This window comes from Enterobacter sp. CC120223-11, assembly GCF_900215375.1.
In the GTDB taxonomy this organism is placed as follows: domain Bacteria; phylum Pseudomonadota; class Gammaproteobacteria; order Enterobacterales; family Enterobacteriaceae; genus Scandinavium.
In genome coordinates, this window is the sequence record NZ_OBEF01000006.1 from 112,148 (window position 1) to 123,888 (window position 11,741).

Here is an 11,741-nt window from a genome sequence, read left to right on the forward strand (position 1 = left end):
GTTATTCCACCGTCTGCTCAGCGAACAGCTGCACCTGGACCTCGCCCTCTTCCGCCAGCTGACGGACGGTCTGCATGATCTCTTTGCGCACCTGCTCAATGCGGCTGACCGGCAGCGGCCCAAGGCGCGCCGTAGTGCTTTGCAGCAGCGTCACCTGCCGCTTCGGCATGACGTTAAAGATGGCCTGACGCAGCACTGGCTCGGTGCCCTTGAGCGCAATCGCCCACTCTTCGATAGGAATTTCTTCCATCAGGCGTTGCAGGGTCTGCGGCGTCTGGCGGCTGAGGATAAAGAACTCGTACATCTCATCTTTCAGCTCCTCCACGACGCGCTCATCGCGGTCGCGCAGCTGATCCAGCAGCTGCTGCTGGTTGCTCGGAATACGGTTGACGATGTTGGCAGCATGTTTGATGCCCACAACCTTTGAGCCGTGCTCGGAGAGCACCGCCACGCCGCGGTCAATGAGTCGGTCGAGTTCATCAATGACATCGCGGTTGATGTCGTCAAGACGGGCGACACGGTAGATGATTTCATCCTGGCGCTCCTGCGGCAGCACGCTCAGCACATTGGCGGCCACGTCCGGCGGCAGGAAGGCGAGGAACACCGCCTGGAGCTGCAAATGCTCCTGCTCGATCAGCGCCGCCAGCTGCGGGATATCCACCCATTGCAGGCGCGCCATGCGGTAGCGGATTTCATCGCCGTAGATGCCGTTGATCACGCTGCGGGCAATTTCGCCGCCCAGCGCTTTCTCCAGAATATTACGCAGCCAGCTGCGTGACGCGCCGTTGATGCCGCTCTGCTCCCGGTAGTCCGAAAAGAAGTTGTTCATTGCCTGACGGGCCTGATTCACCTTCACACCATGCAGGCGCGCCATGGTTTCGCTCAGCAGGAGCACCTCTTCACGGCTCAGTTTCTGCATAACGCTGGCGGCGGCTTCTTCGCCAACGCTCAGCAGCAGGATAGCCGCCTGCTCAAGGCGGCTGGTGCCCGAACTCGCAGGTTTACTGCTCCGGCTTGCTATTGCTTCGCTCATTACTGTTGATCCATTGTTTCAGCACTTCGGCCACGCGCTCGGTTTCGTTCTGCGCGAGCACCTGGAGATATTCCACCTTGGTTTCCAGACCGGAAGTCAGCGGCGGTAAGTTGTCGTCGTTGGTGAGGGCGGCTTTCGCCAGGCTTGCTTCCAGCGCGTGTTCCGCTTCCAGCTCTTTATCCAGCAGAACGGGCTCAGCCCTTTCGCCATCGCTTTCAATGACTCGCTCACGACGGCCGCCAATGCGCTGCACCAGCGGACGCACGCCAAACAGCAGGGTCAACAGCGCCAGCAGGCCAATGCCGCCGGTCTGCCCCCAGTACTGCATCGCCGGGTCCTGCCACCACAGCAGATCAGGCATTTCGTTGGTCTGCGGGGCAGTAAAGGCCAGCACGTCGAGGGTCAGCGCGTCGCCGCGATCTTTTTCAATGCCCGCCGCGCTCTCCACCAGTCGGGTGATGGAGGCCAGCTGTTCCGGGGTGATTTTTGCCAGCATCGGGGCCTGCTGGTTCAGCGCCACCGCCACGCTCATCTTCTCGAGCTTGTAGCCCGGATGGCGGATATGGCGGATGTCGCGATCGAAGGCATATTTGCGCTGCTCGCTGCTGCGGTTCGACAGCGAACGCGGGTCGCTGGTCGTGGCGGCGGCCTGATTCGTCTGCGCCGCCGCTGCATTGGCGTTATTCGCCGGGGCCGGAGGCTGGTTGACCGGACGGTTGCTGAGCGAGCCCGGAATACCGAAGGCCATTTCGTTGGTGGTGTTTTCCTGGCTGAGCTGCTCATCGCTGACGCGCGGATCTTTGCCGAGGCGCTCCTGCGTTTCTTCCACGCTGCTGAGATCGACGCTCGGGGCCACGCTGATGCGGAAGTTGCCCGCGCCCACCAGCGGCATCAGCAGGTCTGCGATGTTCTTGCGGGTTTCTTCGCGAATGCGCTGGACGACTTCGCTGCCCGCGCGTTTCCCGGCAAAGCTGCCGTCCGCCCCGACCAGTTCGTCAGAGAGTAAATTCCCGGCCTGATCGACCACGCGCACGCTGTTAGCGGTCATGCCCGGCACGCTGCCAGCAACCAGCTGCACAATGGAGGCCACCTGCTGCTCATCGAGCTTGCGGCCATAGCGCAGCTGCACCATGACCGAGGCGCTGCTGTTGGGCTTGTTGGTCATCACAAAGGAGCTGGTTTCGCTTAATCCCAGATGAACGCGGGCGTTTTCGACCGGGTCCAGCGCCATAATGCTTTTCGCCAGCTCCCCTTCCAGGCTGCGCTTGTAGCGCACGTTCTGGATGAACTGACTGCTGCCGAGCATCTCTTCTTTGTCCATCAGCTCGTAGCCGTCCGGCGTGACGGCAGTGATGCCTTTCGCCGCCAGCGCCATGCGGGCCCGGGAGAGATTGCTGTCGGTCACCAGAATCTGGCCATTGTTCGGGTCGATGCGGTAGGGGATATTTTCCGCCCCCAGCACATCCACCACCTGGGCAACCGGGATCTGCTCCTGGGCACCGTACAGCGCAACGTAACCCTGGTTGTGGTTCCACAGGGAAAGCACGATCGCCACCGCCAGCACCACGCCACCGATAGCGGCAAGCAGTGGTGTTTTGCGCAGACCAGCAGGCAGCGCGAGGACAGGAAGGCGTTGTTTGATGTTATTTAGCACGACGGAGACCTTAGAGCGGGATGTTCATCACTTCGTCCAGCGCAGAGGTAAGCTTGTTACGCACCTGCATCATGGCCGAAAAGGCCACGCTGGCTTTCTGACTTTCGATCATTGCACCGGCCAAGTCGTCGCTCTGACCCATATCAATGGCTTTCTGGCGCGCTCCTGCGCTGTGCTGTATGGCGTCCACGTTATCGATGGTGTTGTTGAGCACCTGTGAAAAAGAGACGGGTGACGGTGCGGCAAAGGCCGCGTTCGCCGGGGCGATGGCCTGGCCTGCGTCGAACGAGGCCGCAGCGGCAGTCTGCTGCATTCTGGCGAGCAGCGCCTGCTGGGTCGTCTGGGCGCTTGTGGCGCTGATTTTATCCATGGAGTATTCCTTTCCCGGCGTCAGGAAAAACATTCGAGATCGATGCCTTCATCACGCATGGAGGCGAGACGATAGCGCAGCGCTCGCGGCGTTATGCCAAGAAACGCTGCCGTTTTTGATTTGTTGCCCTTGTGGCGTTTGAGCAAATCGATGATGTACTGGTACTGCGCCAAGCGCCCGTGGAGCTTCACGTCCTGAATGGCCTGGCTTGCGACGCTTTCCTGTTCGCGATAGGCCGGCATGATGCCCGACGGCTGACCGGCGGGTTCGGTGACGCATTCGCTCAGACCGAAATCGGCGGCGCTGATCTCCTCGCCGTTGCAGAGGATCATCCCGCGCTGAATGACGTTTTCCAGCTCACGCACGTTACCCGGCCACTCCCAGGAGAGCAGCGCGCGGCGAGCGTCGTCGCTGAGCTGAACGTTACCCTTGTGGAAAGCCCGGTATTTGGCGATGAAGCGCTGAGTCAGCGGCAGAATGTCCTGACGGCGTTCGCGCAGCGGCGTGATGTGGATCGGCACTACGGAGATGCGGTAAAACAAGTCCTGGCGAAAACGCCCTTCGGCAATCTCAACCTGCAAATCTTTATTGGTGGAGGCGATTAAGCGAATATCCAGAGGAATACGTTTATGGCTGCCGAGGCGCTCGACTTCCTGCTCCTGCAAGACGCGCAATAATTTGGCCTGTAAGGCCAGCGGCATATCCCCGATTTCATCGAGTAATAAAGTGCCGCCGTTTGCCTGCTCAAATTTACCGGCAACACTTGCTACCGCCCCCGTAAAGGCGCCTTTTTCATAGCCGAATAAAATGGCTTCCAGCATACTTTCCGGAATGGCTGCACAGTTCACCCCGACATAAGGGGCATCGTTACCACAGGCATTCTCATGAATGTATTTTGCGACACACTCCTTGCCCGTTCCTGTTTCACCGGTAATCAACACCGCGACATTATATCTGGCGACCCGCCGCGCTAATGACAAAATATTTACGCTGGCAGGCGCGACGGCGACGAATCCGTTATCGTTACCGACTTCACGATCAATAATAATGCTCATAGTGGGATACCAACAAAAAGGACATCAATAAAAGCGAGGGCGCTTTCACGGGCAACATAATTGCAACAATACGGTCACAGGACTATATATAAGGTGATTAACAGGCACGCCCTCTGTATTTTCTATTTATATTAAATAAGAAAAAAATAGGACCTTCCCGTAACCATGAGTGAAGTATACGCAAGCCATAAGAATTGTCTTGTTTTTAATGGGTATTAATGCATTAATCCATAAAATACAATATGTTACAGTAGTTATTAATCAACTAAAATGCTGACAAATAATGAATTAATAACTCATATAACCTTGCAATATATGAAGGGAAAATGTCTAATCCTCAACCTGACAGCGTTAGATGAGTTCTTCTCCTGATAATGTAACCGTGCGCTTTAAACCAAAGCGACGAAAAACCCGAAAACTCAAATGCATCCAGAAAAAATTTCCTCGCCCCCAATTTTCATTGGGCGGTGAGTCAACGTGACTCTGTAATTGGCACTATTTGGTAACCCGGAATAATCATGAATCCTGCTCCACAGCGAATCAGAATCCATCAGCGCGACACGTTGCCGGAACTCGTTAAACTCGAGACCAGCCAACTTGGCCGCCCCTGGCATCGACTGCCAAAGCTAATGAACAACAGCTTTGACATTCTTGACGCGCGCCTGAGCATTTATTTTCTGAAAAAACTGCGGGTCAATGCTGCACTGAAATCAATGACCTTTGCCATCGATCAGCATTATAAAAACCCGCTGATCTTCTCCACCCGCTACGGCAATATGGCATTTGTCATCGACCGAATTTTACTGCTCAATATTCTTCATGATTATTACGGCCTGAGCAAAGACAGCAATCACGTTGAGCCCAATGACGAACTGCCGATCACCAAAACGGAAGAGCGCTTAAAGAATAAACTCGGCCAGGAGCTGACCGGGCTTATCATCAATAAAGAGACCTTTGGCGAAGACCTGGAGATCAAAAATGATTACGCCGCGGTGATTAGCCAGTGGTCATGGTGCGTGACCTTCACCCTTGAAGGGTATGACTTCGGCACCTTTACCATCCTGCTCGATCACCATCATGTTGATCAGATGCTGGCGACGTTGCGCGCCCCGGACAATGGCAAAGACGGTACAGGCAAAAGTACCTCCCTGAGCCCGACGCAGATTGAACGCCTGTTCGACAATCTGCCACTTAAGCTGAACGGACGTCTGGTGAGCCTGAATCTGACGGTGGCCCAGCTTACCGACATCAAGCCCGGCGATATTATCCCGGTGACCATCAACGACCCTTTACCCGTTTTTATCGGCAAAGAACAGATTTTTGACGCCGCTATCGCTGAAGATCGCGGCAGATTGTTCCTGTGCGATACCCACGATAAAACTTCCGAGAAGACCTATGAGTGATGTGCAATACGAACTGGACCAGAACTTCGATCTGGACGATTTAAACCTCGGCGATATGCCCCAGGAAGAGACGGTGGAAGGCAATATCCGTATGGATTTACAGCCGGATACCCGCAACACTGGCATGACCGACCTGCGCAAAATGGCACTGTTTAGCCGCATTCCCGTCACCCTGACGCTGGAAGTGGCCTCCGTCGAGATCTCCCTTGCTGACCTGATGTCGGTGAACAGCGATTCCGTGGTCGAACTCGACAAAATGGCCGGTGAACCGCTGGACATCAAGGTGAACGGCATTCTGTTTGGCAAGGCGGAAGTGGTGGTGCTTAACGACAAGTACGGCCTGCGCATTATCGAGTTCAACGCCAAAGACCTGGGCGAGCTCACAAGATGATACGCCTGCTCTCCCGGCGCGTACTGCCGATCCTGGCGCTACTCGGCCTGACGTTCTCGCCCTCACTGCTGGCGGCCAACGGCGACGTGACGCTGTTCAGTACCGCTGCCACCGCCAGCGGGCAGGATTACAACGTCAAAATTGAAATCCTGATCCTGATGACCCTGCTCGGCCTGCTGCCGATCATGGTGCTGATGATGACCTGCTTCACCCGCTTTATCATCGTACTGGCGATCCTGCGCCAGGCGCTGGGCCTGCAGCAGAGCCCCCCGAACAAAATCCTGACCGGCATTGCTCTGGCGCTGACGCTGCTGGTGATGCGCCCGGTGTGGACGACGATTTACAGCGACGCGGTGGTGCCGTTCCAGAACGATGAGATCACCCTCAAGCAGGCGCTGGCAAAGGCCGAAACGCCGCTGAAAAAATACATGCTGGCGCAGACCAACAATAAAGCGATGGAGCAGATGATGAACATCGCTGGCGTGGAAGGTGACGCGCGCGAGCAGGACCTGACGGTCGTCACGCCTGCCTATCTGCTGAGCGAGCTGAAAACCGCCTTCCAGATTGGCTTTATGATCTACATTCCGTTCCTCGTTATCGACCTGATTGTCGCCAGCGTGCTGATGGCGATGGGGATGATGATGCTCTCCCCGCTTATCGTCTCGCTGCCGTTCAAGCTGATGCTGTTCGTGCTGTGCGACGGCTGGACGCTGATTGTCGGCACGCTCACCTCCAGCGTGCAGGGGCTTTAGCGATGATGAACATGGACACCGCCGGGGACATCATGGCCACCGGCATTCACCTGGTGCTGCTGATCTCCGCCGTTGCTATCGTGCCGAGCCTGATTGTTGGCCTGTGCGTGAGTATTTTCCAGGCCACCACGCAGATTAACGAACAGACCCTGAGCTTCCTGCCACGTCTGGTGGTGACGCTCGGCGTGCTGATTTTCGCCGGGAAGTGGATGCTGACCCAGCTGGTGGACTTCACGGTGCAGATCTTCCACCAGGCGGCGGCGCTGGTCGGTTAATCACGATGGGACTGGATATTCAGGCGCTGCTGACGCCGCTGATGGCCTTGATTTTGCCCTTCTTTCGCATTCTGGCCTTTTTGCAGTTCGCGCCGGTGCTGGACAACCGCGCCTTCTCCCGCCGCATCAAAATCGCCACCGCGCTGGCGCTTTCTGTGATTATCACGCCGATGCTGCCAAACCTGCAGGTGCTGGAAGGCCTGCTCTCGATGCGCTCGATTTTGCTGATCGGCGAACAGCTGCTGTGGGGCTTTCTGTTTGGCATGGCGCTACAGACTGTGTTCGTGGCGTTGCAGACCGCCGGGCATATTCTGTCGATGAACATGGGCCTCGGCATGGCGATGATGAACGACCCGGTGAACGGCAGCTCGACGACCGTTATCGCACAGATTATCTACGTCTTCTGCGCGCTGCTGTTTTTCATCATGGACGGGCATCTGCTGCTGGTGACCATTCTGTTTAAGGGCTTCACTTACTGGCCCATCGGCCAGGCGCTGAACCAGCCGACGCTGATGCTGGTGGCGCAGAGCCTCGGCTGGATTATGGCATCAGCCACGCTTATCGCCCTGCCAACGACCTTCGTGATGCTGATTGTGCAGGGCGGCTTTGGCCTGCTGAACCGCGTGTCGCCGACGCTGAACCTGTTCTCGCTCGGCTTTCCTATCAGCATGCTGTTTGGCCTGCTCTGCATTTCGATGCTGATGACCAATATTCCCGACCACTATCTCAATCTTACCAACGAGATCCTGGCGAAGTTTGACGCCGTGAGGGTGCACTGATGTCGGCGAGCAGCGGCGATAAAAGCGAAAAACCTACCGCGGGCAAACTGCGTAAGGCCCGCGAAAAAGGCGATATTCCCCGCTCGAAAGATCTCACCATGGCGGTGGGACTGGTCGCGTCGTTCTTCACCATTGGCGGCTTTCTGCCTTACTACCGTCAGCTTATCGGCGAGGCCTTTACCGCCGCTGGCGTGATGGCAGGCCAGCTCGACGACCCGACCGTGCTGAACCGCTTTTTGCTGCTCAACGCATGGGTGATTTTGCGCGTGGCGGCCACGCTTATCCCGATCCCGCTGGCCTGTATCGTTGCAAGCCTGGTGCCCGGCGGCTGGATTTTTACCCCGACGAAGCTCAAGCCCGACTTTAAAAAGCTGAGCCCGATTGCGGGGGTGAAGCGCATGTTCTCCTCCAGCCACTACGTCGACGTCGGCAAGATGCTGCTCAAGTGCGGGATCATCCTCGCCGTTTTGTGGGTGATGGTGCACGACGCGATGGGCGGGCTGCTGCATTTGCAGCGACTCTACCTCGGCCAGGCCATTAACCAGGGTTTTGCTATTTTCCGTCACGTTGTCGGCTATTTCGTCGCCGTTATCGTAATTTTTGCCCTGCTTGACGTACCGCTCAGCAAATTCATGTTCACCAAAAAAATGCGCATGACCAAGCAGGAAGTGAAGGAAGAGCACAAGAACAACGACGGCAACCCGCAGATTAAGGGCCGTATTCGCCAGCTCCAGCGGATGATGGCGATGGGGCAAATCACCCGCACAGTGCCAGAAGCGGACGTGATCATCACCAACCCGACCCACTACGCGGTGGCCCTGAAATACGACCCGAACCGTGCCGAAGCGCCCTACATCGTGGCGAAAGGCGTGGACGACGTGGCGCTGTATATCAGGGAAGTGGCGCAGAAACACAAAGTTGAAGTGGTGGAGTTTCCGCCGCTGGCTCGCGCCGTGTATTACACCACCCGCGTCAATCAGCAGATCCCGGCGACGCTGTTTCGCTCCATTGCGCACGTGCTGACCTACGTGATGCAGCTTAAATCGTGGCGCAAAGGTGCCCTCGAACAAAAACCCCGCCTGAACAGGCACATCAACATTCCGCAAGAGGTATTAAACGCCCATGGCGAACAGTAAATTGCACAACGCACTCGGCGTGCTGCGCAAGGGGCAAATCGGCGTGCCGATCCTGCTTTTGTGCGTACTGGCGATGGTTATCCTGCCGTTGTCGCCGCTGATGCTGGATATTCTTTTCACCTTCAACATTGTGCTGGCGGTGATCGTGCTGCTGGTGGCGGTGAACATGCAGCGTCCGCTGGACTTTGCCATCTTCCCGACGCTGCTGCTTATCACCACCCTGATGCGCCTGACGCTGAACGTCGCCTCCACCCGCGTGGTGTTGCTGCATGGTCACGAGGGCGAAGGGGCTGCCGGTAAGGTAATCGAAGCGTTTGGCCAGGTGGTGATCGGCGGTGATTTCGTCGTCGGCTTCGTGGTGTTTATCATCCTGATGATCATCAATTTTGTGGTGGTCACCAAGGGTGCCGAGCGTATTTCTGAAGTTTCCGCCCGCTTTACGCTTGATGCCCTGCCGGGCAAGCAGATGGCGATTGACGCCGACCTCAACGCCGGGCTTATCAACCAGAACCAGGCCCGCACACGGCGTATGGAAGTGGGTAAAGAGGCCGACTTCTACGGCGCAATGGACGGGGCCTCGAAGTTCGTGCGCGGCGACGCCGTTGCCGGGATCATGGTGCTTATCATCAACGTCATCGGCGGGATCTGTATCGGTATTTTCAAATACGATCTCGACGCCAGCCATGCGTTCCGCCAGTACGTTCTGCTGACCATCGGTGATGGCCTGGTCGCGCAGATCCCTTCCCTGCTGCTGGCAACCGCCGCCGCGATCATCGTCACCCGCGTCAGCGAAGGCAACGACGTCAGCGATGAGATTAAAACCCAGCTGCTGTCGAAACCGAAGGTGCTCTACACCGCCGCCTTTGTGATGTTTATTCTTGCCGTGGTGCCGGGGATGCCGCACATCGCCTTCCTGAGCTTTACCGGCCTGCTGCTGTTTGCCGCCTGGCGACAGAGCAAGGTGGTGCAGCCGCCGCAGGAAGAGACGGACATGGAGACGCTGCAGGAAGTGCTGGCGGTGGACAGCACGCCGACCATCTCCTGGGACAACATTCCGCTGGTGGAGCCGATTGGCCTGAACCTCGGCTACAAGCTGGTAGGCCTGGTGGATGAGGCCAAAGGCAGCCCGCTTTCCCAGCGCGTGCGCGGGGTGCGGCAGGTGATATCGGAACACTGCGGCGTGCTGCTGCCGGAGATTCGCATTCGTGAAAACTTCCGCCTGAAGCCTGCGCAGTACGCCATCCATATCAACGGTATTCGCGCCTCACTGGGCGAAGTGCAGGCCGACAAGCTGATGGCGATCCCGGGCACGGAGCTGTACGGCGAGATCGACGGCATTCTGGATACCGATCCGGCCTACGGCATGGCGATCGTGTGGATTGACCCGGATCAGAAAGCGAAAGCGCTGAACCTCGGCTATCAGGTGGTGGACTGCGCGAGCGTGGTGGCGACGCACGTCAATAAAGTGGCGCGCGAGAACCTGCCGGAGCTGTTTAACTATGACGACATCACACACCTGCACGCACGTTTGGCGCAGCAGTCGCCGAAACTTGCCGAAGACCTGGGCGCGGCCCTGAACTTCAGTCAGCTGCTGAAGATTTACCGCCAGCTGCTGTTGGAGCAGGTATCGCTGAAGGACATCGTGACCATTGCCTCCACGCTGCTGGAGAGCGCGACCGTCACCAAAGATCCCATGCTGCTGACCTCAGACGTGCGCTACGCGCTGCGCCGAGCAATCATGCACAACATCAACGGTGACCGGAGGCAGCTGTCGGTTTATACGATGGATAACGGGCTGGAGAACATGCTGCTGGGCGCGCTGAACCAGTCGCAGCAGGCAGGCAAAGTGGCGCTGGACAGCTTCCCGGTGGACCCCAATATTCTGACTCAGCTACAGCAGACCATGCCGATGATTTACGAGCAGATGAAGGCGAAAAACCTGCCGCCGCTGCTGCTGGTGGCCCCGCAACTGCGCCCGGTGATCTCCCGCTATGGGCGGTTGTTTGCCCGTGGATTACACGTGCTTTCGTACAATGAAGTGCCGGACGACGCGGATTTGAACGTGGTGGGGACTCTGGCTTAGGAAGAGACTTTGCCTGGCGGCGCGATGTTTGCCGGGCAGTGCCGGGTGGTGGCTTCGCCTTACCCGGCCTACAAAATAACTAATCTCATAAACTCTCAGGTCGGGTCAGCGAAGCGCCACCGCTTTGACGGCATCCAGCACCTTGCCAACGCCAATATCGATGATACCCTTCACAGCCATGGCTTTCCGTCAGGGCAGCCTCGTTGAGGATGAGCCAGCGTGAGACGAATGGCGAACTGCGGCGGGATGGAAAATAAGGCTTAATTTGACACGCAAGGAACTTATCATGTTGTTATTTAAACGTATCTTTATACTAGTGGGTGCGCTGCTACTGACGTTTCAGAGTATGGCCGCCCAGCAAGGCACTGAAATTCATTTCAACTCATCCTGTGATTTTAAAGAGCTGACGATAGGGATCGAAGGTGAAGACGGCCTTAATCCGGATTACGTCACCCTGAACGTAACGCTACAACCAGAGGCCCGGACTCGCCTGGCGCAGGTTTCACGCAGTCATATGAATCAAAGCCTGGACACTTACATCAATGGCATAAAAATCAATACCGCAACTATCCGTACTGAATTAGACACGGAGAGTGTACGAATTACGGTTGATAAACGGATGGCGAAAAAAATATTCCCGAGTTTATTGGCCACACAATGCCATAAGAAGTGAGGGATAAATTTTGACGGCTGTGCCGCATTAAGCCCGCGTTGAGGTAATCCAGAGTCTTTTCTGCGATGCGGTTTGCCGACGGCTGTGGCCCTCAAGGCATTCCGCACCTGCCACACGGAAAGTTATACCGTCTCACG

Annotated in this window: 12 protein-coding genes; 8 read left to right on the forward strand and 4 right to left on the reverse strand. The window is 56.9% G+C overall.

Annotation, left to right across the window (positions count from 1 at the left end):
- Position 1: 1 nt before the first annotated feature.
- Genes CRO87_RS09185 through CRO87_RS09200 form a run of 4 tightly spaced genes read right to left on the reverse strand, consistent with a single transcriptional unit; the run spans position 2 to position 4,112 of the window.
- On the reverse strand, positions 2-1,033 hold the full coding sequence (locus CRO87_RS09185) for a flagellar motor switch protein FliG (RefSeq protein ID WP_097162625.1): 1,032 nt from the start codon (positions 1,031-1,033) through the stop codon (positions 2-4).
- The gene (gene fliF, locus CRO87_RS09190; protein ID WP_097162626.1) at positions 1,002-2,687 is read right to left on the reverse strand and encodes a flagellar basal-body MS-ring/collar protein FliF; all 1,686 of its coding nucleotides are present in this window, start codon (positions 2,685-2,687) and stop codon (positions 1,002-1,004) included. The genes CRO87_RS09185 and fliF overlap by 32 nt, the downstream gene beginning before the upstream one ends.
- Positions 2,688-2,697: 10 nt before the next feature.
- Positions 2,698-3,057 carry a flagellar hook-basal body complex protein FliE gene (gene fliE, locus CRO87_RS09195; RefSeq protein ID WP_097162627.1) on the reverse strand — a complete coding sequence of 120 codons (360 nt, stop codon included), beginning with the start codon at positions 3,055-3,057 and terminating at the stop codon, positions 2,698-2,700.
- A 20-nt stretch (positions 3,058-3,077) separates the two neighbouring features.
- Positions 3,078-4,112, reverse strand: coding sequence for a sigma-54-dependent Fis family transcriptional regulator (locus CRO87_RS09200; RefSeq protein WP_097162628.1), 1,035 nt, complete (start codon positions 4,110-4,112; stop codon positions 3,078-3,080).
- Between the two features lie 518 nt (positions 4,113-4,630).
- Here CRO87_RS09200 and CRO87_RS09205 point away from each other — a divergent pair.
- The 8 genes from CRO87_RS09205 (at position 4,631) to CRO87_RS09240 (ending at position 11,604) form a co-directional block, all read left to right on the forward strand.
- Entirely contained in the window at positions 4,631-5,515 is an 885-nt protein-coding gene (locus tag CRO87_RS09205; RefSeq protein WP_097162629.1) for a FliM/FliN family flagellar motor switch protein, read from the forward strand.
- Positions 5,508-5,906, forward strand: a complete 399-nt coding sequence (gene fliN, locus CRO87_RS09210; RefSeq protein WP_097162630.1) for a flagellar motor switch protein FliN — start codon at positions 5,508-5,510, stop codon at positions 5,904-5,906. Before CRO87_RS09205 ends, fliN begins: the two co-directional genes overlap by 8 nt.
- Complete coding sequence (gene fliP / locus CRO87_RS09215) at positions 5,903-6,658, forward strand: flagellar type III secretion system pore protein FliP (protein ID WP_097162631.1); 756 nt, start codon at positions 5,903-5,905, stop codon at positions 6,656-6,658. The genes fliN and fliP overlap by 4 nt, the downstream gene beginning before the upstream one ends.
- A 2-nt stretch (positions 6,659-6,660) precedes the next feature.
- Positions 6,661-6,933, forward strand: coding sequence for a flagellar biosynthesis protein FliQ (fliQ, locus tag CRO87_RS09220; protein ID WP_176504288.1), 273 nt, complete (start codon positions 6,661-6,663; stop codon positions 6,931-6,933).
- Positions 6,934-6,938: 5 nt separating this feature from the next.
- A complete protein-coding gene (fliR, locus tag CRO87_RS09225; RefSeq protein WP_097162632.1) occupies positions 6,939-7,712 on the forward strand; it encodes a flagellar biosynthetic protein FliR in 774 nt (257 codons plus the stop codon).
- Positions 7,712-8,848: a flagellar biosynthesis protein FlhB gene (flhB, locus tag CRO87_RS09230; protein ID WP_097162633.1), complete on the forward strand. Its 1,137-nt coding sequence runs from the start codon at positions 7,712-7,714 to the stop codon at positions 8,846-8,848. The genes fliR and flhB overlap by 1 nt, the downstream gene beginning before the upstream one ends.
- On the forward strand, positions 8,835-10,931 hold the full coding sequence (locus CRO87_RS09235; protein WP_097162634.1) for a flagellar biosynthesis protein FlhA: 2,097 nt from the start codon (positions 8,835-8,837) through the stop codon (positions 10,929-10,931). The genes flhB and CRO87_RS09235 overlap by 14 nt, the downstream gene beginning before the upstream one ends.
- Before the next feature lie 286 nt (positions 10,932-11,217).
- Entirely contained in the window at positions 11,218-11,604 is a 387-nt protein-coding gene (locus CRO87_RS09240; RefSeq protein WP_097162635.1) for a hypothetical protein, read from the forward strand.
- Positions 11,605-11,741: the final 137 nt, after the last annotated feature.